The sequence below is a fragment of the Streptomyces solicavernae genome (assembly GCF_029968095.1).
GTDB lineage: Bacteria > Actinomycetota > Actinomycetes > Streptomycetales > Streptomycetaceae > Streptomyces > Streptomyces solicavernae.
On sequence record NZ_JASCIR010000005.1, the window covers coordinates 186,046 to 209,290 of the forward strand.

Here is a 23,245-nt window from a genome sequence, read left to right on the forward strand (position 1 = left end):
CGTTCTCCTGACACTGAGTTGCTCATTACTCGCTCAGCGTCGACCACTGACGCGCGCTCCGCACCCGCGCGTGGATGCACACAAGGGGCGTGCGCGGACCGGCGGGTCACGCACAAGGGCCCGGACTCCTCACGGAATCCGGGCCCTTGCCTCGTACGAGCGGTCTGCGACCTAGTCGAGGTAGTCGCGCAGTATGGACGTGTGAGCGCTGTGCTCGATCGGCATCAATGCAGGTCGGCAGGAAGCGCAGGCCACGAAATATCTTGGCTTGAGATGAGTGGTGATCTCCATGGGACATCTCGAAGATCCGGGCACCTGGGTTGCCTCCGACGACGCCGACCGTTTCGTGGTCGACGCACAGTGGGAGTGTCAGGATCGCAACGACGAGCGCTCCGACTCGTCGGGCTGGGTCCTCATGGAAGCACCGGAGATCTTGGTAGCAAGGGAGGCCGGGGGGGCAGTCGATTCGTACTCTCCGGAGGAAGCCCGGAAGCTCGCCGAGCGGCTCCTGGAAGCGGCCGACGAGGGTGAGCGGCGCTGGGCGGCGGCGGTCTCCGCGCTCGACCACCCGAACTGGCTCACGCCGCTCACCAGCCAGTGATCTTGAGAGCCCCGGAGTCGCATCGGCGGACGACTCCGGGGCTCTGTCGTGAGTGGTCACGCCCTGTCGTGCGCGCCACTGGCATGGGAGCGGATCTCCGAGGCGTGCCGTGCCGCGATCCTGATGTCGCCCTTCTCCCTCGCTTCGGTCATCTGGTTGTGGTTGGCCGCGCACACCCCGCAGAGAGGCACTGGGACGCAATCGAGCAGCCAGGCCTCGAACCCGATCGGAAGCTCGATGACGGGCTCGGGGGTGGTCTTGTGCTTCGTGGTAGCCATCGGGGTCTCCCAGCTCTCTGCGGGCCTGTGAACGCGACCGTAGAAAGCGGGAGTTGGGGATGGCGGGAAGTATTCTCGAATATTCTCCCGCCGTGCCCCGGGATGCCTCGACATTCGCCTGCGATCACGGACACCCTTGTCTGGCCAGGGGCTACACGAGCGGCACGAGGGGTGACTGCATGGCACGCAGGCTGCGTTTCAACGGGACGGGCAGCGGAGGTACGGGGTGCCCGTCCGTCCATGAGGACATCGACAGCGGAGACGTGATCGTCCACGGTCCGCCGCTTACCGACCCCGAGGAGATCGCCCAGCTTCAGCACCTGTCCGAGGGGGAGACAGCGGTCGTCGTGCCGCGTGAGGTGCTGGTCGACTGGACGCCCAAGGGCAAGACGCGCAAGGCGAAGATCATCGGCCTGGACCAGTTCGAGGAGCTGTTCCGGGTCTTCCAGCACACGGCCTGGCGCCTGGAGACACGCCGCCGCTATGCCAGCGACGAACAGACAGACACCTACCGCCAGTTCACCCAGACCGGCAACGTCGAGTGGGACCCGAACGACCCGTACTGCGAACTGATCCGATCTCGGATCGCCCAGGGCAAGCGGGTTGAGCGCGTACGGATCGTCGACAACCCGCCGACCACCGGGCAGCTCTACCTGCTCAACAACGCCGAGCGGAACGCATCCCTGGGCGAGGACATTCGCATCCTCCCGCGTGCGGACGCCGACCGACTCCTGATCTCCTCCGGCCATCGCGACTGGTGGCTGTTCGACAGCCGGTTCGTGGCCACCCTGCGGTTCGATGACGACGACCAGCTCGTGGACGTGGAGTTGATCACGGAGCCGGCTGAGGTGGTCCGCTGCAACGTGACCCGGGATACCGCATGGCATCACGCCGTCCCCTACCGGGAGTTCGCGGCAGGGCTGGGCGAGTAGGCAGGCAGATCGGGTACCGGTGAGCACGGACTACCAGAAGGCACGCGCAGAGCTGGGGTGCAGGCTCCGCGAGCTGCGCGAGGAGAGCCCTCACGGCCGCCTCACCGGTACGCGCCTGGCCGAGCAGTTGGGCTGGCCGCAGTCGAAGATCAGCAAGCTGGAGAACGGCAAGCAGACCCCGACGGCCGACGACATCCGCGCCTGGGCCGACGCCACCGGGCAGCCCGATGTATTCCAGGAACTGCACGGCCGGTTGAAGGGCTTCGAAAGCCACATCCGCTCATGGCGGCGGCAACTCGCAGGCGGACATCGACCCGTGCAGGAGACCTGGAACGCGCTGGTCGACGACTCCAACACCCTGACCGTGTGGGAGAACAACGCGGTCAACGGCCTGCTCCAAACCGCCGAGTACGCCCGGCACGTCTTCGAGGGATACGCGACACTCCAGAACTCGCCACGGGACGCGGACGACGCGGTCAGGGCCCGCATGAGGCGACAGGAGTGGCTGTACCAGCGGGGCAAGCAGTTGAACCTGCTGATGTGGGAGGGAGCGCTGCGGGCCCAGGTCTGCCCACGCCCCGTCATGGCCGCCCAGTTGGACCGCCTCCTGGGCGTTGTGGGCATGGATACAGTCCGCCTCGGGATCGTGCCGCAGACGGGCTCCCTACAGCTCCCGCCCGGAAATCCCTTCTGGATCTTCGATGACCGGCTGGTCATCGCCGAGGACTGGCACGCCGAGCTATGGCTGGACGATGCCGACACTGTCGCGCTGTACAAGCGGGTCTGGGAGACCTTCAGTCGGTCGGCCGTATACGGCACGGACGCCCAGCAGGTCATCCACGAGGCGCGCCAGAAACTCGGCACGCCCGCTAGTTGAGCTGGTTCTTGCCCTGCGCCATGGCGTCGGTGAAGACCTCCACCCACTCATCCTTTGTGGATACCCAATGTCACGCTGCGGATGCTGATGGACGAGATCAACACCCCCACAGCGTCGCTGACGCTGATGCGCGCTCTGCAGGCGGGCCCTGCGAGGCGGATGGCGGAACTCGACGTGCCGACAGGACATTGAGGGCACATCGTGGCCCCATGACCGAGAACCGACCGGCAGTCGACGCAGCGCAGTTCGCAGAGCTGTGCCGAATCCTCGAAAGCGTCAACGAGCGCCCGCTGTCCGAATACATCGCAGACAAAGAGAAAGGATGGACAGCGGAAAGGACATTGAGGAACGAACATCGAGAGTGGGCACTCTACATTCTCAGCGAGCTTGAATTGAGCATCCAGGCAGGCAGCGACCCTGGTAAATTCGTCAAGGCGATGGGAATTCCGTCCTCGACATTCACTTGAGCGCCCGCCTGCATTCACGGCAACGACGAAAGCCTTCCGGAAGACTCCCCTTTCCACCCAGGCAAGGCCTCCCGCATCCCACGCAGGGAACGACGCCGGTTTTCCGGGGAGACATACCGTTGGCGCGAGCATTGGCGTACCAGTCGCGGTAAGTCCTGGCACGCCGGGCCCGCACACATTCGAGCTCCCGGCAGTATTTCTGACCCTTCCGTCCATCGAAAGACTTTCGACACTCGACGCATTGCATCATGACACCCTCCGCATCTAGCTAATGCGCGACATTCGCATGAATATACGGTGCACTTGACCTGGGATTTTGCTCCATGGGCGAATATAGGGAGAGAAGCGATTCACAAGGGGCGGGGTCGTCCGGCAGTGCATAGAACGCGCCGGGGGTGCCCCCCTATCTGCATATCCATGCATGAAGTATGCATAGTGGCTATGCGAACAGACCCGCTTAAGGTATGGGTTTTATGCCCTCGCGAATTGTAGATATCGGCGACACGTGTTTGAATTGCAACGGCGAGCAAGGGGATTCCTTACAAGGGATTCCTTAACCGCGAAGGCTTCACATGGCATCACAGATAAGGGATTCCTTAGCGCCTTGCGCAGAATAAGGGATTCCTTACAGTGAATTTCAAAAAAGGGATTTTTTGAAGTGTTTCCGAAAAGTGCCTTTCAGGAAACGTTACCAATTGCGCGATACCTTGCCATTGGCATTACCTCTGCCATTGCCTTGACCTCTACTACTGTTGCACGTTCTATGTGCTTCTCTCATGTTACTGATCTCTAGTGCTAGATGAGGGTAGAGACTGAGAGGAAGTACATGGTCTACTGTCCATGACATGGCATGGGTAGGTGGTAGGTCCATATCTATAGGACCACTACACAACCAGTCTCTTCAGGCTCCGCGTCGGCAGGGGAGCGGGCAGGCCAGGCAACAGACGTTTCCTCAGCTCTACTTCACTTCGGCTTCGAGCTGCCTTGTGTGTGGTTGGTTGAGCCCGCGAGTACAAGGCCGCGAAGTGATCCCTGTCCATAACCTCGGCCTGGGTCGGGTAACACCCGTCTTCACGGCTTCCGCCAATCCCACACGGGTCGGTCAGGGAACCGGGGTCCCGATGATGTCTCAAGGGGCCCCGGTTCGAACGGGCGTTACGGGGTGACGCCGAGGATGCGCACCACCGACAGCGGGTTGGGTACCGCGACGTCGGCCCGCATGATGGCCCTCACTTCGGACTGGTCCGAGTTGAAGAGCCGCGAGTTGTCGACGTCGACGCGGGTGTCCTGCCGCAGCACGGCCAGGATCTCCGACGCCTGGTAGACGTACACCGACGACGCGTTGACGGCGGTGCCCTGGGTTTCCGCCACGGAGAGCTGAGACGACAGGTACACCGGCACCCCGTAGATGGAACGTGACACCCCGTCGGTACCGGCCCCCGCATGCTCCTGAAGCAGCGGCTTGTTCGACCCGGTCGGGGCCTCCTTCAGCTTCGTCAGCGCCTTCCAAGTGCGGGGGTGCATGACGATGGCGGTGCCGTGCGCGTTGGCCTCCTCAAGGAGTCCGAGCGCGTCGGCGAACGGGTCGAGGTGCGTGAACGCGCCGCCGTTGGTGCCCATGGAGAGGGTCTGGATTCCGGCGGTGTTCTTCAGGCCCCGGATCTCGGGTGCCGTGCCGGAGCCCTCGTAGAACCCGAGGTCGAGCTTCAGCGCCAGTGACCGGATCATCTGACGGGCGCTCACGTCGAGGACGGCGGGCACCGAGTCGGCGATGACCTCGTTGGAGAGGACCTGAAGCGCGGCCAGTTTCTTCGGGATCGCGTGGATCTCGTCGGCGGTCGCGTCGGTCGGCGTGATGACGGCGGCCTCGCTCGTCCATGCCGCGCCGGTATCGCCGGTTAGGCGCGGGATGACGAGTTCGTTCGCTTGAGTCGTCACGACGGTGAACCCGGACTGGAGCCCGACCGACTGTGCGGCGAGCCGGTCCCAGAACGTGTTGGCGTGCTGGACGGGCGTGAACGCGCCGCCGCCGGTGGTCCCGGAGGTGACCCAGCCCTTGGTCTGGACGCCGGCCCGGCGGATGCCCTCGGCGAGCCATTCGCCCGCCTTGTGGCCGTCCTTCGCGTACGGGGAGGTCCAGCCGCCGCCCTTGACGCTGCCGTTGCTGTTTGAGTCGTCGCTTCCGTCCTGACCGGAGGCGCGCACGGCGGCGTCGGCGATGGCCCTCTCACTGTCGTATTCGGCGACGAGACGGCGCATTTCGCGCTTGGCTTCGACGTCTAGAGCCTTGACGTCCACGCCGTACCGGTCCATGAACTTCTTTAGTTCGGTCTTCGCTGCTTCAAGTGCCGGGAATTGCATGACCGTTTGTCCTTTTCTGGAGTGCGTGTGTTGGTTCGCATTCCGAGGACCGCCCAGTCATCGGCTGCGGCGATAGCCGCCCAGCTACCGGGGATTGAGGGTGTGGGGGTCTCGTGGGCCCTTGGCCGTCCAGCCGGGGCAGGCTGGGGGCCGTCGTGGTCGCGACGGCCCCCAGCCTCACCATGAAGCGTTCCCAGCGCTCGAATTCGATAATACCGATTAGAGCGAGAGAACGGAATAGGGCGGGTCACATTCCAGCGAGGGCGAATTCGCGGGCATAGGCGTCCCAGAGCCTCCATTCAGGCTGCCCTATTCCTTTGAGCCTTCGGGATTCGTGCGTGAATTGCTCCGACAGGGGCTTCTCCCACGCCGGAGAGATGTAGACGTCACTGCCAGCCTCCTTGCGGGCTTTCAAGACCTGTCGCCAATTCTTGACGTACGCATCCACGCCTCGCGTGAAACGCGCCCAGTCGTCTTGTGTGAGCTGGTACCGCTTGAAGGCCGCGAGGACGAGTTCACCGGGGGCGGGTGCAGGAGGAAAGTCGGGGATCGTGGTCATGGCGGTTCCTTTCGGGTTGGGGCGTCCAGCTTGAGGGCACCCAGAGGGGTGGTCTTGGAACGTTGGCAGTTGGAACAACGGCGTCCAGCCCTGCTATCGCAGGTCTGTCTGCCAGGTCGGTTTAACTGCCAGGGGAGATCTTTGCCTCGGGCGAGCGCCCAACAGCGACCACGCGGCGGATGCCGGCGGGCTTCAGGGAGCCCTGAAGCCCAACCCCGGCCCCATTACCCTCGGCCACCCCCATTCGCCCCGCAGACGGGCGTACAGGGCCGTGGAGAGGGGTTTTCGCGGAATCACTCAGTACGCATTGGGGCGGCCTCACCCTCGGCGGCGGTTCGGGCAGGCCGGAGCGTGGGAGCCGACGAGTTCGTACTCGTGGCACCAGTTGCACTCCTCGGGCCTGGCTGTCGCCGGGTCCTCGAAGTCCGGCAGAGCGGCGGCAGCACTGGGCGGGTCGGCGTCCAGTTGGGCGACCAGCTCGGCGAGATCTATCTCCTCGCTCATGAGTCTTCCTTTCGATCCATCCACCCTCGTGTGCGGGCTCCGATAGCCCCCACGGGTGGGCGCGGTCCGCGTAGGGCCCACCCCGTAGGGGGACCAGGTGGACCACCCCGTCTGACCTGCGGTTTTGTCGAAAGTGGACCAGGAAAGTGGTCCACTTTAAGATCAACAGGCATCTGACCTGCGGTTTTCTGTGGTGGACCACCTCTTGGACCAGGTGGACCACCCCTTGGCCGGCTAGTAACTACCCTTGAAACAAAGGTGAGTTGAGGTGGTCCACCACCCTGACCTGGGCTTTTGTCACCCAGAGTGGGGGAACTTGTCCCATTCAGTGCGGTGTTCTTCGATGGCCCTGTGGATGCGCGTTTTGGGTGCTCCGATGGCTTTCTCAAGATCCCGTTCTGATGGGCGCGAGAGCTTCCCGTCGCACTCCTTCGCGATGCGCGCCCACAGTTCATCGCGTGGACTTGAGCCGATTGACCACGGCCACTTTCCGCCCCTGTTGAGCATGCTCGGAAAGTCGCGCTGGTCGCGCATGCCTCGCCAGTGGCTGATGGCGCCGTGTTCATCGATGTGGATACCGAACTCGGGCCACCGCATCCACCCCGACCATCCTGCTGGCCGCATTGGGCGTTTACCGCCGTTGGATGCGTGCGGTGAGTGTGCTTCGAGTAGTACGGCGCATCCGTGTTCGGTGCGGATGCTGTCGAGTTTCAGTGCTACTGGCCGAGCTTGCTCTTCGCTGTTCGGGTCTCCGGCAATCATCTTGTACAGGGGCCCCACGATGAGCACATCCGGTTTGTGCTTGGACACTTCATCATTGAGGATGTCGCCGCCGTCGCTGTTGAAGTCGAGTCCTTGCGGCCGGTTCACTCGCTTCATGTTGGCTCCGATCCACCGCTCGCCGGCTGCCAGCCTCAACTTCCGCATCTCCCTTCGGAAATGTGACTCGCTGTTCTCCAAGTCGTAGAACAGCACCTTCACCGGGGAAACTTGGTCGCCTGCGAAGGGGTGCATGCCGCATGCGATCCGTACTCCTATCTGACGGAGCAGCGTTGACTTTCCCTTGCCCTCGGGGCCGGTGAGCATGAGCCGGTCTCCACGCTCCAACAGCCCCGGCACGAGCCAGTCGTACTCGGGGTCCTGGGAATCCAGGAAGCTGTCCATGTCGGCCGGGTTGGGGAACAGTTCGTCCCTACAGGCCGCGCAGACCCAGAAGGACTCGACCGGATGCCAGGCCAGGTCAGCGACGGGCGGGGCTAGCGCTTCCTTGTAGAGAACACAGAGAGAACACCATTGCCGGGGCACGCTGTTCGCCCACCTGGCGCGATTCCTGGCGTACTCACGGTTCCATTCCTCGTCGGAGTCCGGCAGTGCCTGAAGGGACTGGTCGTAATCCCAGGCAAGCTCTGCCAGCTCGGCAGGGAAGGGCTGCGGTACATTGGCGTTGTTGTGGTCATTACGTGACGCTTCGGTCTGGTCCGCCGGGGCGTCTTTCTTTGTGTCTTGCATCAGGTCATCGGTCACTTCCTGCGGGTCTCAGGGGATGGGGTCACTCGTCCTCGTCGCCGTGTGCGGGCCTTTCTCTGTCGAGCCGCAGTAGTGCTGCCAGGCGGCGGAGTTGGGCGTCTGAGAGGTCGCCTATGGCTTCTGCGAGGGGGTTCGGGGCTTCACCGCCGGTCATGGTGTGCTCGGGAACGCGGCGCTATGGGGCGCGAATTGAGCCACCGCTCGACTTCTGACGGACGGAAGCGGACGCCGCCGCCTGCCTTCACGTACGCGGGGCCGGTGCCCAGCGAGTTCCACTCGTAGATCGTTTTCACGGATACGTTCAGGGCGTCGGCCAGCTCCGGAATCGTGATCATCTTTTCCATCGGAAGGGTCTTTCCGGTCTTCTCCGGTCTTCTCCGGATCTCTTGGCATAAGGAAGCCATAGGGGCGTGACAGCGAAGTCACGGGTTCAGCAGCGCCAAGGGAGATCACGAAGGCCGCCTGTGGACTAAACGCCCTGGTCAGCCTGGCTGTGCGTGAAGTTCGTGGAAGTCGGTGTCGTGCTTGAAGAGATAGACCGACCTAAAGAACACCCTGGTCAGCGGGTCTGCCCGTGGAAATGCTTGCCAGTGCAGATGATCAGACCCTTGGGGTGTGGGCAAGGTCCAGGAAGTCCTGGACCTTGCCAATGTTGAGGTTGAAGAGACGGTTCACAAGGGGCGGGGTCAACCAGATCGATCATCCCCATCTTCATCACGCGGCAGCGACGACTCCCTCGGGGTGCAGCCTCTCGGGCTGGAAGGGGTTGCCCCGGCGTCGGCCACGGTCCACGGCCCTTTCGAGAACGGCCACGACGACACGACAGGCCAGACCGCATCCCCCGCCTCCTGCCCGGCTCAGCCCTTCGTCCCACAGCACCTGGACGGCCCAGTACAGCGCGGGATGAGCCGGGGCCTTTTGCCAGGCCCCTCTTCCATGCTCACGCCGCTTCACCACCCCGGCGGGCAGCGGCCCTGGCAGCACGAGCTTGGGAGCTGGCCAGGGCTAGCCGCTTGAAGTGCGCTTTACGTGCATGTTCGGCCCGGCGCACGCGCTCATCCGCTGTGAGAACGCCATCGGGGTCGACCTCGCGCTCGAAGCGCTCGACGAGGAAGGCCCGGCGGGCGGGCTCGGTGTGGGCGGAAGGATCATTGCAGTTGGCCCACAGGGTGTGGGCGGCGATTTGTGCACGCATACGGTGCTGTTCGGGCGTCATCGCAGGACTACTCCAGGCATGAAGTGTTCCTGCGGCGGCAGTGGCACTATGCCCCGCACCGGCCCTCGCGCGGGCTGCGATCGTGCGCCAGAGACCCGTCCCCCGTCGTAGCTCCGGGGTTACCGCTCTTCCGTGGCGGACTGGACGGCCTCCAGTTCGGCCTCGCCGTCACTAAGCGGCCCCGGCCTGGAGGGACCGGACGCCCGGCAAGCAGCCTCGGGCGGATGTCTCAAGGTAAGCACAGCGCACGGCACCCCCCCAAGGGGATTCCTGCAAGATCTTTTCGTTGCACTCGCGACTAGAAGTTCCCCAGGTCCAGGCGCCGCGCCTCTTCGGCGGCCCGACGCTCGGACGACGCCCGGGTGTAGCGGTCCAACATGTCGCGGCGAGTCCAGCCCGCCACGGCCATCAACCCGCCCTCACTGCCACCGGCCGCCAGCCACCTGGTGGCCGCCGTGTGCCGCAGTATGTGGGGGTGGAAGCCATCGATCCCGGCGATGGCGGCGCGGGTGGCTAGCGCCGAGTAGAGACCGTCATACGAGAGTCCTTTGCCGCGGTCGCCGAGCCAGAGAGCGGGCGAGTCGGCAAGACGGTGCCCCTTCCGCCCCTTGCGAAGGTAGCGGTCGACGGCCTGGGCGCACTGCGCGCTGAAGAACACCGTGCGCCCCCGACCACCCTTGCCTTTGCGGATGACCGCGACGCCTGCACCCTGCTTCAGGTCGATGTCGTCGGTCGTCATGTTGACGACCTCCCCGGCACGGGCACCGGTCTCAACCATCAGCCGGACGATCGCCTCGTCACGGAGGTCGCGGAAGCCGCTTCCCCTGCACTCCTTGAGCAGCGCCTTCAACTGGTCGTCATCCAGGGACTCCACGACCTTCACGTCCAGCTTGGGCGGCCTGAGAGCCACCAGCTCATCAGCAGGAATCTCACCGTCGGCATACAGCCAGGCAGAGAAGCGCCGCACTGCGAGCTGGCGTGACCTGGCCGTCGCGGGCTCTGCCCCGCCATCCAACAGTGCCGCCGTGAAGGCGTTGACCGTGCGGCGGTCCAGTTCCGGCGGCGCGCCGGTCGCCTCGCACCAGCGTACGAACGCACGGACGCCGTCGCCGTACGTCTTCATGGTCTGGGCCGACTTCCGCTCGGCGGCCAGATGGATCATCCAGGAGTCGAGTAGGGGCGATATCGCCAGGTTTGCGCACATGCTGCAAGCATATGCGCTGTCGTGTGATATCCGGACTAGCAGCGCTGCGCTTGCAAACAGAAGCGCCCCCAACCCGCGAATACGCAGGTCAGGGGCGCCCTTCGGGTGCTTGACTTAATCCAGGTAGTCGCGCAGCACCTGAGAGCGCGACGGGTGACGAAGCTTCGACATGGTCTTGGACTCGATCTGGCGGATGCGCTCACGCGTCACGCCGTACACCTTGCCGATCTCGTCGAGGGTCTTCGGCTGACCGTCGGTGAGACCGAACCGCATGGAGACGACGCCCGCTTCGCGCTCGGACAGGGTGTCGAGCACGGAGTGCAGCTGCTCCTGGAGCAGCGTGAAGCTGACCGCGTCGGCAGGGACGACGGCCTCGGAGTCCTCGATGAGGTCACCGAACTCGCTGTCGCCGTCCTCGCCCAGCGGGGTGTGCAGGGAGATGGGCTCGCGGCCGTACTTCTGGACCTCGATGACCTTCTCGGGGGTCATGTCGAGTTCCTTGGCCAGCTCCTCCGGGGTGGGCTCGCGGCCCAGGTCCTGGAGCATCTGGCGCTGCACGCGCGCGAGCTTGTTGATGACCTCGACCATGTGCACCGGGATACGGATGGTGCGCGCCTGGTCGGCCATGGCGCGGGTGATGGCCTGACGGATCCACCACGTCGCGTATGTGGAGAACTTGTAGCCCTTGGTGTAGTCGAACTTCTCGACCGCGCGGATCAGACCGAGGTTGCCCTCCTGGATCAGGTCCAGGAAGAGCATGCCGCGGCCGGTGTAGCGCTTCGCCAGGGAGACCACCAGACGGAGGTTGGCCTCCAGGAGGTGGTTCTTGGCGCGGCGGCCGTCCTCGGCGATGATCTCCAGCTCGCGCTTGAGCTTGGGGGCGAGCTTGTCGGCGTTGGCCAGCTTGTCCTCGGCGAACAATCCGGCCTCGATGCGCTTGGCGAGCTCCACCTCCTGCTCGGCGTTGAGCAGCGGGACCTTACCGATCTGCTTGAGGTAGTCCTTGACCGGGTCGGCGGTGGCGCCGGCGACGGCGACCTGCTGGGCAGGAGCGTCGTCCTCGTCGTCGTCGGAGAGGACGAAGCCCTTGGCCTCGCCGCCACTGGTCTCCTCCTCTTCCTCGCCGGGCTTGGCCGGGGCGGCCGGGGTCTCCTCGATCGGCTCGTCGGCGACGAGCAGGTCGTCGTCCTTCTTCGTCTTCTTCGCCGCGGTCTTCTTGGCGGTGGCCTTCTTCGCTGCGGTCTTCTTGGCCGCCGTCTTCTTGGCGACGGCCTTCTTCGCGGGGGCGGCCTCTTCGGCCGTCGTCTCTGCGGCTGCGGGGACGGTCGCGGCGGTGGCCGCCGTGGCCTTCTTCGCGGTCGCCGTCTTGGCCGCCACGGTCTTGGTGGCGGTGCGCTTGGCCGGACTCTTCGCTGCGACGCTCTTGCGGGGGCGCTTCGGCGACTCCGCGGCACTGACCATCAGCGTCACACCCTCTTCCTCGAGGATCTGGTTGAGGCTGCGCAGAACGTTCTTCCACTGAGTGGCCGGAATCTGGTCAGCTTCGAAGGCCCGACGCACGTCATCGCCGGCGATCTGCCCCTCAGCCTTTCCCCGCTCGATGAGCGCCATCACAGACTCGGACTCGGCGATCTCCGGCGGGAGCGTACGGGATGTGCTGGCCGACACGAACAACCTCTCGGAACGATGGAAACGGCTTCCGGCCCCGTCCACTGTGGACCGGAGCCGATGCCGACGGCTGAGAATTGGCCGACGGCGCGGGCGGGGCGTCAGAGCTGCACAGCGCCGCAAGCGGCGGCTGTATTCCCTCCTCGGCTGTCACCTCTTAGGTCATCGCGCTACCTCGGGGAGCGTTACGCCCAATCTGCGTGGCCCGAGTCACACCCCGTAACCATCGATAACAGAAGCTATAGGACATACGCCCGCAGATACCTGCCCAACATGTGCCCAAAGCCGAGCACCGCACTCCTGTTTCACCCCGACGCGAGGTGCAGGACCGTTTCACGCAGGCGGATCGCCGGGGTCGGCCAGCGGGGGGCGCCGGGACCGGCCGGGTCCCGACGGCTCCGCCCCTGCGGGCCGTTCCCGCCGGCGACGCGCCCGCCTACGTCCCTCCCGGCCGGCCCCCGCGCTCCTCGCCCCGCCCGAATGACCAGGCGCGCACGACGGCGCACGGAACGTGAGCACGGACGGCGTACGCGATCTTCCTCCAGCCCGCCGCACGCACCTGGCGCAGGCATCACACGGGCAGTTCAGTGCGTACGGGGGCTCCGCCCTCGCGAGGGACTCAGCGCTTACGACGGACTCAGTGCTCGCGACGGACTCCCGGCTTACGACGGACTCAGTGCTCGCGGGGCGCCGGGACCACACGCTCCACATCCGGGTGGACGGTGAGCAGTTGACGCATCGCGGTCTCGGCAGCGACGCCGTCCGCGGCGCCGAGGGCCTCGACGATGCGGGCGTGGTGCGCGACGGCCGACTCGGTGGGGCGGTCACAGCCGGTGACCGGGCCTCCGGACACCTGCAGCGCGGCCGACACGATCCCGGAGAGGTGCTCCAGCATGCGGTTGCCCGCGACCTGAATGAGCAGCGAGTGGAACTCGGCGTCGGCGCGGGCGAACGTGACGGAGTCACCCTGACCGAGGGCGTGCCCCATGATCTCGACCATGTCGACCAGGCGCTGCTGGACGTCCTCGCGACCGTGACCGGCGGCGAGCCGGGCGGCCAGCGGCTCGATCGTCCAGCGGAGCTCGCTGAGTTCGCGGCGCTGGTCGTCCCGCTGCGGGCCGAAGGCGCGCCACTCGATGATGTCAGGGTCGAGCAGGTTCCAGTCGCTGACCGGTCGCACCCGCGTACCGACGTTGGGGCGGGCGCTCACCAGCCCCTTGGCTTCGAGGACGCGGAGCGATTCACGAACGACGGTGCGGGAGACCTCGAATCGCTGACCGATCTCCTCGGGTACCAGCGGGCGGTCCGCGCCCAGGTCACCGGAGACGATCATCTGGCCGAGCTGCTGGACGAGTTGGCCGTGCAGCCCGCGGCCGCGGCTGCCCGACGCGCGCCGGCCGGCGCGGTTCAGATCAGGGTCCGAACTCTCCCAGGAAGGGACGCCGACGCGACCGGCCGTGGGCGCCTCCGCGTAGGGGTAGCGGTCGAGTTCGCCCGGTCCTGCGAGGCCGGTGTCGGCGGAGCGGGCGGCGGTCATCATGGTGTGCGCAAGGGTACTCACGGATCTTTTGTCGGCTCAGCGCTCAACCGCCTTGAGGTCTTTGGTGAAAAGCACACGAAAGGGTGATCGCCTACCTCGCCGCAATTGACGCCTTATCCGACAGAAACGACTCTCCTCCCGTAATCCTGCGGCCAGTTGTGCACAAGCGTCGCGTGGGGATGTGTGGTGCTGGCACTATCTCGCTCTGCTCCGCAGCCCGGTCACCAGGTACGCGCACAGCAGCGCTGTCAGGCTGAACAGCAGTGCGCCGCCGACGGGTTGAGCGATCATGTGGACGAGCAGGGCGAGGAACTGATCGCCCTTCGCGGGCCACTGCACGAGCGTCACCTCACGCAACCGCCCCGGCAGCCCTGCCGCCGACCGCACCGAGGGCTCCGCGAGGAGCTTCGCCACGACGGGTACGAGGACGACCGGCACGGCGAGCAGCGCCGCCAGACCCGCAGTGGTGGACCGGAAAACACCCGCCGCGAGCAGCCCCGCCCAGGAGCAGGCGACGCTGAGCAGAACCCAACTCAGCGCCATACCAGGCCAGTCCACCGGCAGCCGCGTCACTTCCTCGCCGTACACGACGTGCAGCACCAGCCCGTCGGTCGCGACCGTGGCCACGGCGAGCAGCACGGCGGTACCCGCGCAGACCACGAGTTTGGCGAGCAGCAGGCCGAGTCTTCGGGGAACGGAGCCACGGTCGGCGGCCAGGGCGGGGTGCCGGAACTCGTCCCCGAACGACAGCGCGCCCAGCAGCCCCGCACCCATCGCAGCCGGGGCGAGCGGGAGTTCGTAGGGCCAGGCCGCGAGCATCCGGGGCAGCGGGGTGTGTCCGGATCGCGCCAGGTAGATCGTCAGCAGGGCCGAGACGGCAAGGACCAGGAGCGCCGTCACGTAGCCCGTGCTGATCCCGACGGCCCGCCGCACTTCGTAGCGCAGCGGCCGCAGCGGGCTTCGGGCGGGCCTGGCGGTGATGGGTGGCGGGAGCAGCGGAAGTTCCGCACTGCGTGCTTGAGTTGTGCCTGCGGTGAGCTTTCGGACTCGGGCGGCTCTGCCGGGTGCGGAGGCTGGGGCGGGGGCCTCCGGTGCGAGAGGCTCGGGCGCGGGGGGCGGGTTGTGTGTGTGGCCCACTGCCTGTGCGAGATCGGTACTTTGCGTGGGGGCGGACGGGGTCCTGTGCCGGGGCATTCCCGAGTCGCCTACCTCGTCGGCGAGTTGGTGGATCAGCACCCCGTGCTTGAAGGCCGTCTCCCCCACCTCGGCGCAGCTGCTGCCGTACACCGACAGCCTGCTGCCGTCCTCCCGGACCACTTCCAGCGAGCGCTTGCCCGCCCTCGCCTCCTTGGTCAGCAGCACACCGAGCCGTGCGGCGTGCGGGGACCGGACGGCGACGCGCGGTCGGAGCCGGGTACGGGCGAAGGCCTCGGCCTCCTGATCGGCCACCAGCCTGCCCTGTTCGAGCGTGACGACGTGGTCGGCGACTCGGGCCGCCTCCTTCGCGTCACTCGTCGTGAACAGCACGGTGCCGCCCTGCTCGGCGTGGGCGCGCAGCATGGTGTGCATCCAGCCGCCTTCACGGGCGGAGAGGCCGTCGGCGGGCGCGTCGAGTACGAGGGTGTGCGGGTCGGCGAGCAGCGCACACCCCAGGCCCAGCCTGCGGTCCATCCCCCGCGACAGCGTGCCCAGGCGCTGCTCCCGCAGGCTGACGAGGCCGACGACTTCGAGCACCTCGTCCGCTCTGGACACGGGCACGCCTGCGGCCGCGCACAGCATGCGCAGGTGACCGCGCACCGTACGCCCCGGGTGCCCCGGCACCTCGCCGAGCAGTACGCCGACTTCCCGCGCGGGCTGTGCGATGCGGTGCAGCGGCCGGCCCCTGAAGTAGGTGACGCCTCGGCCGGGTTGGAGTTCGAGCATCAGTCGCAGGACCACACTCTTGCCGGCGTCGGCGCCGCCGAGCAGGGCCGTGACCCGGCCGGTGCGCGCCTCGAAGGACACGTCGTCGACGACGGGCGGCAGGTCCCGACGGGGATTGCTGGTCAGTCCGGTTGCCTGGATCATCGCTTCTCTCGCGGAAAGTGGCGACCGCACTGCGGCCGGTGGGCAGTCCGCCTGATCGGGGACGGACAGGCCCCGTGAGTACGTCGAAAACGTCGAAAACATCGGAAACGTCGGAAACACAGAAAGCGTCGAATACGCCAGCAAGATAACCCCCAAATTCCGGCTTTTCGGTCAGACGCGAAGTCTCGGGTGTGCCCGTCACCACCCTCAGCTGATGCTGCACGCCCAGCAGTTCGCCCGTGTGTACGGTCGATTCGCACATAGCACGGCGCACTCCTCACGGCGCGACGGGCATGCGGGCGCGACGAAGGCATCGCTGCCCGGAGGCTGGGGAGTTGAGGACGGCGGGACGGGCGTGCGGCCGGACGTGCGGGCGTGCGGGCCGGGACCGGCGGGCGACGTGATCAGCGCCTGGATCCCGAGGTCAGCACCAGGGGCGCGGCAATCAGACCTCAGGTCGCAGCATCGGCGGGTTGAGCAGCGTGGCTCCGCCTGCCCTGAACAGCTGGGCGGGGCGGCCGCCCTGGCGTGTGGTGGTCCCACCCGTGGGCACCAGGAAGCCGGGTGTTCCGGTCACCTTGCGGTGGAAGTTCCGCGGGTCGAGGGCGACGCCCCATACGGCCTCGTACACCCTGCGCAGCTCACCCACGGTGAACTCGGTCGGGCAGAACGCCGTGGCGAGCGAGGAGTACTCGATCTTCGACCGCGCCCGCTCCACGCCGTCCGCAAGGATCTGTGCGTGATCGAAGGCGAGCGCTCCCGTCTCCTCGTCCTCGGGTTCCAGGAACGTCTCCACGGGCGCCCATCGCGCGCTGTGCGCGTCCCCGCCCGCCTTGGGAGCGGGCAGGTCGGGTGCGAGTGCGAGATGCGCGACGCTCACGACCCTCATGCGAGGGTCACGCTTCGGATCGCCGTACGTGGCGAGCTGTTCGAGGTGTGCACCGTTCCCCGGAGCCGGCGCAGGCGTTCCCGGGTCGTGCGCGCACAGGCCGGTCTCCTCCTCCAGCTCCCGGGCGGCCGCCATCGCCAGGTCCTCGTCCGCGCGGACGAACCCTCCGGGAAGTGCCCAACGTCCCTGGAACGGCGCTTCACCTCGCCGGACCGCCAACGCGCAGAGGGAATGCCGACGCACGGTCAGCACCACCAGGTCGACGGTGACAGCAAAAGGCGGGAAGGCCGACGGGTCGTAGGGCGACATGCCGCGATCATAGTCGTCTGCCTGACGATAAACACTCCCTTCGCTACTTCGTCAGGGATCATCCGCCCGATCGTCGGCACCGGAGGCCGATACCTTTCACTCCCGCTCGTCCCGCTGATCGCCTCCCTTGGCGCCCCCGGAACCATCCGACCTGCGTGCCGGGTCACTCTGAGAGCGCCCGTCGCTCAGCCGGGTACGGCTCTGATGCGCACCAGTCCTCTCGATCGGTTTGGCTCCCGCCGGCATGCTGAGGTTGCGCCGAAGCTGCCTGGGGAGCTGAGCGTCGAAGCTGCTGACGGGGCGAGTCCGACCCCTGCGACGGACCCTTGACCCGACAGCGGGGCGCTGCGACGGCACCGCACGTGGCCGGTGGTGGTGCGGTCGACGGGGTGACGGCTTGGAGCTCTTGGCCGTGGCCTGCTGCGGCTCGGCAGCCGACGCCGCCGACGCACGCCGGTGTGTGCGGTGCCGTTTCCCGGCACCGGGGGCCGACTCCTCGTACGGGAGAGTCAGTTGAGTGCCCGGATGTGCACCCCGATCATGCGGAGGCGTCTGTGCCGCGCTCTTCGATCGGGCCGTGCGTGTGGCCGCATCGCGGGAAGCGCGCAGTTCGTTGCGCAGGCAGCGGCGCACCTCCTCGACGTCCAGCCCTTGGTTGCACGCGCGGTGCAGGAGTTGCGCGAACGTGTAGACGGGGTCCAGGTCCAGTGCGAGCCCGAGGGCAACCCTGGCCTCGGGCTCGTCGTCCAGCGACCAGGCGACCCAGCCCGCGAGCGACAGGGGTGCCGCGGCGAACTCCATGTACGGCGCCACGCAGCGGCGCGCCAGTGCCCGCCAGAGGCGAAGCGCGAGAGCGGCCTCGTCTCCCTCCATCCACTCGGCCGCCCTGTCACGGGTCTCGCGCACCTGCAGGCCGACCAGCAGATCGGCACCTTCGCGCTCCCCGATCAGCCGGTCGTCCCGCCGGTCGGACTCCAGGGCTCCGCGCGAGGGAGGGGCGTTACCCAGCCGCTCCATGATGCGCGCCGCGGCCGCCAGGGTCTCCTCGGCGACCTGATCGCCCGCGTCGTCCATCACCACGCGCGGCACGAGTGCGGACGCCGCCGCGTCCAGCGCGCTCTTCAAGCTCGCCGCACCCGGACCACTCGGAGGTTCGAAGCGGGCCTGCATCTGGCGCAGGCTGCCGTGCATCTGCAACCCCGCGTATGTGGCGGCGGCCGCGGTGACGAAGGTGCCCGGCAGAGCCATGGGGGTGCCGGTGGGCGGGCAGCAGCGGGCGCCGGCGCAGACGTACGACCAGTAGCGGCCCGCGGAGATGCAGAGGGCTTCCTCGACCGCGATCCCGCGGCTGCGGCAGGCGGTGAGAAGCGCCTCGGCGAGCGGGCGCAGCCGCTCCATGATCCGCTGTGGCGCCTCGTCGCCGCGCGGGTCCTGGCAGAGGTAGATCACGACACAGGCCGGCCGTACGAAGCGACTCTCGCTGCCGTTCACGAAGCAGGCGACCAGCTGCTCCGCGATCGACGGCCAGTCCTCCGTCTCGTCGGGAATGCCCAGGCGCACTCGGCCGCCGAAGCCGAGGCCGATGCCGTGTTTGGCCACGAGGACCACGCTGTCGTCGGGGTGGAAGCCCATCAAGTAGGGGAGCGCATCCGCCAGTTCGGCCGGATTGCTCGGTGTCGACATCGGATTGCTCAAGCCGTCTGCGGCTCGGTGGTGATTCGTCATGTGAGGACTGTGTCGCGGATTCCTGGACTCCGGTTTCCCTGTGGATAACCCTGATCGTGGACACGTCAGAAGTTTTCCACAGGCTGACGGGCTCGTTCGCCGAATGTCAGAGCCATCGGGTTGCATGGACGCATGAGCAACGAAGAACTCCGCACGGAGGCCGACGCCGTACTCGCCCGTCTCGTCGGCGACCAGACCGGTCGCGCCCGGCTGCGCGAGGACCAGTGGCGGGCGATCGAGGCGCTCGTCGCCGACAAGCGCCGCGCCCTGGTCGTGCAGCGCACGGGCTGGGGCAAGTCCGCGGTGTACTTCGTGGCGACTGCATTGCTGCGCGCCCAGGGCGGCGGCCCCACCGTGATCGTCTCGCCGCTGCTTGCGCTGATGCGGAACCAGGTGGAGGCGGCGGCGCGCGCGGGCATCCACGCGCGCACGATCAACTCGTCCAACACCGAGGAGTGGGAGACCATCCAGGCCGAGGTGGCGGCCGGCCAGGTCGACGTCCTGCTGGTGAGCCCCGAACGCCTCAACAATCCCGACTTCCGTGACGAGGTACTCCCCCGCCTGGCCGCCGCCACCGGCCTGCTGGTGGTCGACGAGGCGCACTGCATCTCCGACTGGGGCCACGACTTCCGGCCCGACTACCGCCGCCTCCGCACCATGCTGGCCGATCTGCCGCCCGGTGTGCCCGTCCTCGCCACCACGGCGACGGCGAACGCACGCGTCACCGCGGACGTCGCCGAGCAGCTGGGCACGGGGGGAGGCGCCGGCTCGGACGCGCTCGTGCTCCGTGGCCCCCTGGACCGCGAGAGCCTGAGCCTCGGAGTGCTCGAACTCCCCGACGCGGCCGGCAGGTTGGCCTGGCTCGGCGAGCACCTGAACGAACTCCCCGGCTCGGGAATCATCTACACCCTGACGGTCGCGGCGGCCGAGGAAGTCACCGCGTTCCTGCGCCAGTGCGGGCATACCGTCTCCTCGTACACGGGAAAGACCGAGAACGCGGACCGGCAGCAGGCAGAGGAGGATCTGCTCGCCAACCGGGTGAAGGCCCTGGTCGCCACCTCCGCGCTCGGCATGGGCTTCGACAAGCCCGACCTGGGATTCGTGGTCCACCTCGGCTCCCCTTCCTCTCCCATCGCCTACTACCAGCAGGTGGGGCGAGCCGGGCGCGGAGTCGAGCACGCAGAGGTCCTCCTTCTGCCCGGCAGGGAGGACGAGGCGATCTGGCGGTACTTCGCCTCGGTGGCCTTTCCGCCGGAGTCACAAGTGCGCCTCACCCTGGACACGTTGGCGAACGCGGACAGGCCCCTGTCCCTGCCCGCACTCGAACCGCTCGTCGAACTGCGCAGGACCCGGCTGGAGACGATGCTCAAAGTCCTGGACGTGGACGGTGCGGTGCGCCGGGTCAAGGGCGGCTGGACCTCCACGGGCCGCCCATGGGCGTACGACGAGGAGCGTTACACCTGGGTTGCCCGGCAACGTGAGGCCGAGCAGCAGGCGATGCGGGACTACGCCAGGACCTCGGGGTGCCGAATGGAGTTCCTGCGGCGCCAACTGGACGACGAGGAGGCGGTGCCGTGCGGGCGTTGCGACAACTGCGTGGGCCCTCGTTTCGACACCAAGGTGTCCGCTGCCGCGCTCGATGCGGCCAAGGGCGAACTCGGCCGTGCGGGCGTCGAAGTGGAGCCGCGGAAAATGTGGCCGACCGGACTCGCCGCCGTGGGCATGGACCTCAAGGGGCGAATCCCGGCCGGCCAACTCGCCGCCACCGGACGTGCGCTGGGACGGCTCTCCGACATCGGCTGGGGCAACCGGCTGCGCCCCATGCTGGGCCCACAGTCCCCGGACGACCCGATTCCGGATGACGTGGCGCGGGCGGTGGTCGAGGTCCTGGCCGACTGGGCCAAGGGGCCGGGTGGTTGGGCCTCGGGCGAGCCCGACGCCCTGCGCAGACCGGTCGGTGTGGTGGCCATGCCGTCCCGGACACGGCCGCAGTTGATCCGGTCCCTGGCCGGTCACATCGCCTCGGTCGGCCGGATGCCGCTGCTCGGCTCCCTCGCGTACGTGCCCGGGGCCGACGGGTCGGGACCGTCGCGCAGCAACAGTGCACAGCGGCTGCGCGCTCTGGACGGCGCGTTGACCGTTCCCGTGGAGCTGGTCGAGCAACTCCGGCAGACCGGCGGCGGGCCGGTGCTGTTGGTCGACGACTTCACGGAGACCGGCTGGACGCTCGCGGTGGCGGCCCGGCTGCTCCGACAGGCCTCGGCGGAGGGGGTGTTGCCGCTGGTACTGGCCATCCAGGCGTGAGCCGCGCGTCGAACGGTGCAGCGGGGGCAGGGATATAGACGGCGCACCCGCTGATTACGGGCAACGGTGCCAACTGCTCGTTGCCTGGCGCCGGTGGGCGGGCGAGAATTGAGACCCGCTCCCCGCACGGCTCATCCGTGGTCCGGCAGTGCTGTGCCGCGGTGCGCTCCCGACCGTCCGAACCCGCCCGCAGGTGTGGGCGCGTAGCCGAAGAGAGGACCGTGACCTTCGGATTTGCTCCGTCCGCAGCGGCATCGAAGCCGGGGGCAACGCAGCCCGCTGAGATGTCCGACTCCACCAGCAATGAACTGGCCCGTGTACTGGAACCCGCCGAGTGGGCGGCGGCGGGGATTCCGCTGCTGCGCGATCCACGTGAGGTCGTCAGCGGCCTGCACCTGAGGCATCTGCCCACGCCGGAGACCGCGGTGGTGGCGGTGCTCGACCAGGACGAGCGGCTTCGAGCGAGTGCCTCGTTCTCCCGGCGCGCGACGGGCGCGGACGGCTGGGTGAACCGCAACGCCCTGCTGGCACAGCTGCGTCGGGTCATCCCGCACGACCTGCGGCGCCGCGCTCCGGCCCGTACAGCGGTGTTGCTGTACTGCCGTGAGGGGGATGCGCGGTGGACGCAGGAGGACGGCGCGTGGATGTGGGGGCTGCGGGACGCCTGCACCTTGCACGGTCTGCGGTGCGGGGCGTACATCACGCTGACGCGGGCCGGCTGGCAGGTGTTCGGGGAAGGGCGCGGCGGGCGGCGGCCGCACCTCGGCTCGTCGCCGGGGCAGGTCGAGGGCGGCTGGCGCCTCTACGAGACCGGCGAGGACGACCAGAAGATCGCCAACGACAGGAAGGAGCGGGAGCAGTGGGGACGAGAACAGTCGGGTCAGGGGCCGTTGGAGCAGGGGCCGTTGGAGCGGGAGCAGTTGAAGCAGGGGCAGTCGGGACGCCGGTTGGACCGGCCGCCGTCGATCGCGCAGAGACTGCGGCCCGGTGGTGGCAGCGCGAACGTCAACGCCAACGCCCACGCCGATGCGAGTGACAACGCAAGCACCGACGCCAACGCGAACGCCGATGCCAGGCCCGCGCAACCGTCGGCTCGGTTCGCCTCCGGCGGAGGGTCGGAGAGACTCCGCCGGGGCGCTGCCCGCTGAGCGACCCCACCCGACCTGAGGGACCCGGCCTGAGGGACCCGACCTGAAGGACCCGGCCTGACGGACCCGACCGACCCAACCCACCCAGCCCGGTCCCACGACGCGAGCGCTACGCACCCACACCCACACCCACACCCACACCGGCACCGGCACCGGCACCGGCCACCAGCACCAGCACCAGCACCAGCACCAGCACCAGCACGAATCCCCGCATGGGCCGGGGTGCCGAACAGCCGAGGGCTGCCGACGCCCCGCCCCGTCCCGCCGGGTGTCGAGGTTCCGACTGACTGTCGGGTGTCAGACCCCGGCGCCCAGGGCCGAGTTGATGCGCTGCGGGTCACCGCAGACGATCAGCAGGGCTCCGGCGCGGCTGAGCGCGAGCGGCAGCGCGGTGGCCGCTTCGTCGTCGGAGGCGCCATTGACGGCGACCACGACCACGGGGCGGTTACCCGCTCGCTCGATGTCCGCTGCGGCGGCGTAGAACACGTCGTCACGGGCATCGTGCTGGGCCCAGTAGGCGTCAGCGCCGAAGGACAGCTCATGAGCCGCCCACGGGTGCGGGTCGCCCGTCGTGATCACCAGGATCTCGCCGGGTGCACGGCCGGTGTCGAGCAGCAGGTCGACCGCTTCCTCCGCGGCGTCCAGCGCACCCTCGGCGGAGGCCGGGATCAGCTGGATCTGCGGAGTGCCGGTCGACTCGCCCGCACCGGCACGCGCGGCGGCCGGAGCCGCGGCGGGAGCAGTAGGCGCGGCGGGAGCAGCAGGCGCGGCCGGAGCCGGCTTGGCGGCAGGGCCGGGGCTGACAGGGGTGGCAGGGGTGGCAGCCGGGCCCGGCTTGGCCGGGGTGCGCTGCGCGGGAGGCGTAGGCCTGGGGGGACCCGGGCGTCCCGGTCGCGGCGGTGCCGCGGGGCGGGGGCCGGGTACGGCACGGGGGGTCGGCGCGGGGCGGCCGTTGGCCGACGTTGCGCGGGGACCCTGGGCGCTCTCGTGAATCTGAGGCTCCTCGGGAATGAGAGGCATGAGTGGTTGTCTATCAAACGCCGGTGCGCACCGCACCGGCGGGTGGCAC

The 23,245-nt window shown here is 67.7% G+C and carries 20 protein-coding genes and 1 pseudogene; 6 read left to right on the top strand and 15 right to left on the bottom strand.

The features are described from left to right. The first annotated feature begins 289 nt into the window (after positions 1-289). The gene (locus QIS99_RS09000) at positions 290-601 is read left to right on the top strand and encodes a hypothetical protein (RefSeq protein WP_282512157.1); all 312 of its coding nucleotides are present in this window, start codon (positions 290-292) and stop codon (positions 599-601) included. Between the two features lie 56 nt (positions 602-657). Here QIS99_RS09000 and QIS99_RS09005 read toward each other — a convergent pair whose 3' ends face one another. After that, complete coding sequence (locus tag QIS99_RS09005; RefSeq protein WP_282512159.1) at positions 658-879, bottom strand: hypothetical protein; 222 nt, start codon at positions 877-879, stop codon at positions 658-660. Between the two features lie 179 nt (positions 880-1,058). Here QIS99_RS09005 and QIS99_RS09010 point away from each other — a divergent pair, with 179 nt between their 5' ends. The 3 genes from QIS99_RS09010 (at position 1,059) to QIS99_RS09020 (ending at position 3,155) form a co-directional block, all read left to right on the top strand. Then, entirely contained in the window at positions 1,059-1,811 is a 753-nt protein-coding gene (locus QIS99_RS09010) for a DUF6879 family protein (protein ID WP_282512161.1), read from the top strand. 19 nt (positions 1,812-1,830) lie between these two features. Next, positions 1,831-2,688 carry a helix-turn-helix domain-containing protein gene (locus QIS99_RS09015; protein ID WP_282512163.1) on the top strand — a complete coding sequence of 286 codons (858 nt, stop codon included), beginning with the start codon at positions 1,831-1,833 and terminating at the stop codon, positions 2,686-2,688. A 209-nt stretch (positions 2,689-2,897) separates the two neighbouring features. Beyond that, positions 2,898-3,155, top strand: a complete 258-nt coding sequence (locus tag QIS99_RS09020; protein WP_282512165.1) for a hypothetical protein — start codon at positions 2,898-2,900, stop codon at positions 3,153-3,155. 688 nt (positions 3,156-3,843) lie between these two features. On the opposite strand, the gene QIS99_RS32310 is transcribed toward QIS99_RS09020, so the two are convergent. From QIS99_RS32310 to QIS99_RS09080, 13 genes are all read right to left on the bottom strand, one after another. Next, complete coding sequence (locus QIS99_RS32310) at positions 3,844-4,026, bottom strand: HNH endonuclease (RefSeq protein ID WP_408909508.1); 183 nt, start codon at positions 4,024-4,026, stop codon at positions 3,844-3,846. 284 nt (positions 4,027-4,310) lie between these two features. Beyond that, positions 4,311-5,516, bottom strand: a complete 1,206-nt coding sequence (locus QIS99_RS09025; RefSeq protein ID WP_282512167.1) for a phage major capsid protein — start codon at positions 5,514-5,516, stop codon at positions 4,311-4,313. Positions 5,517-5,763: 247 nt separating this feature from the next. Then, the gene (locus tag QIS99_RS09030; RefSeq protein WP_282512169.1) at positions 5,764-6,075 is read right to left on the bottom strand and encodes a hypothetical protein; all 312 of its coding nucleotides are present in this window, start codon (positions 6,073-6,075) and stop codon (positions 5,764-5,766) included. Between the two features lie 318 nt (positions 6,076-6,393). Further along, a complete protein-coding gene (locus QIS99_RS09035) occupies positions 6,394-6,579 on the bottom strand; it encodes a hypothetical protein (protein ID WP_282512171.1) in 186 nt (61 codons plus the stop codon). Between the two features lie 297 nt (positions 6,580-6,876). Continuing rightward, complete coding sequence (locus QIS99_RS09040) at positions 6,877-8,103, bottom strand: AAA family ATPase (RefSeq protein WP_282512173.1); 1,227 nt, start codon at positions 8,101-8,103, stop codon at positions 6,877-6,879. 143 nt (positions 8,104-8,246) lie between these two features. Beyond that, complete coding sequence (locus QIS99_RS09045; protein WP_282512175.1) at positions 8,247-8,450, bottom strand: helix-turn-helix transcriptional regulator; 204 nt, start codon at positions 8,448-8,450, stop codon at positions 8,247-8,249. A gap of 596 nt (positions 8,451-9,046) precedes the next feature. Continuing rightward, positions 9,047-9,322: a hypothetical protein gene (locus QIS99_RS09050; RefSeq protein WP_282512178.1), complete on the bottom strand. Its 276-nt coding sequence runs from the start codon at positions 9,320-9,322 to the stop codon at positions 9,047-9,049. A gap of 298 nt (positions 9,323-9,620) precedes the next feature. After that, a complete protein-coding gene (locus tag QIS99_RS09055) occupies positions 9,621-10,526 on the bottom strand; it encodes a tyrosine-type recombinase/integrase (RefSeq protein WP_282512180.1) in 906 nt (301 codons plus the stop codon). 114 nt (positions 10,527-10,640) lie between these two features. Further along, entirely contained in the window at positions 10,641-12,194 is a 1,554-nt protein-coding gene (locus tag QIS99_RS09060) for an RNA polymerase sigma factor (protein WP_282512182.1), read from the bottom strand. A gap of 673 nt (positions 12,195-12,867) precedes the next feature. Then, positions 12,868-13,755, bottom strand: a complete 888-nt coding sequence (locus tag QIS99_RS09065; protein ID WP_282512184.1) for a FadR/GntR family transcriptional regulator — start codon at positions 13,753-13,755, stop codon at positions 12,868-12,870. A gap of 174 nt (positions 13,756-13,929) precedes the next feature. Next, the gene (locus QIS99_RS09070) at positions 13,930-15,801 is read right to left on the bottom strand and encodes an ABC transporter ATP-binding protein (RefSeq protein ID WP_282512186.1); all 1,872 of its coding nucleotides are present in this window, start codon (positions 15,799-15,801) and stop codon (positions 13,930-13,932) included. A 445-nt stretch (positions 15,802-16,246) separates the two neighbouring features. Then, positions 16,247-16,999: an NUDIX hydrolase gene (locus tag QIS99_RS09075; protein WP_282512188.1), complete on the bottom strand. Its 753-nt coding sequence runs from the start codon at positions 16,997-16,999 to the stop codon at positions 16,247-16,249. 96 nt (positions 17,000-17,095) lie between these two features. Continuing rightward, positions 17,096-18,724 carry a DUF4192 domain-containing protein gene (locus tag QIS99_RS09080; protein WP_282512190.1) on the bottom strand — a complete coding sequence of 543 codons (1,629 nt, stop codon included), beginning with the start codon at positions 18,722-18,724 and terminating at the stop codon, positions 17,096-17,098. 132 nt (positions 18,725-18,856) lie between these two features. Here QIS99_RS09080 and QIS99_RS09085 point away from each other — a divergent pair, with 132 nt between their 5' ends. Together QIS99_RS09085 and QIS99_RS09090 are read left to right on the top strand one after the other, a co-directional pair. Continuing rightward, positions 18,857-21,028 carry a RecQ family ATP-dependent DNA helicase gene (locus QIS99_RS09085; RefSeq protein WP_282512192.1) on the top strand — a complete coding sequence of 724 codons (2,172 nt, stop codon included), beginning with the start codon at positions 18,857-18,859 and terminating at the stop codon, positions 21,026-21,028. A gap of 221 nt (positions 21,029-21,249) precedes the next feature. Beyond that, positions 21,250-21,804 (top strand): annotated as a pseudogene (locus QIS99_RS09090) (hypothetical protein); the annotation flags it as partial. A gap of 669 nt (positions 21,805-22,473) precedes the next feature. Here the strand turns inward: QIS99_RS09090 and QIS99_RS09095 are convergent. Continuing rightward, positions 22,474-23,196: a hypothetical protein gene (locus QIS99_RS09095; RefSeq protein WP_282512194.1), complete on the bottom strand. Its 723-nt coding sequence runs from the start codon at positions 23,194-23,196 to the stop codon at positions 22,474-22,476. Between the last annotated feature and the right edge of the window lie 49 nt (positions 23,197-23,245).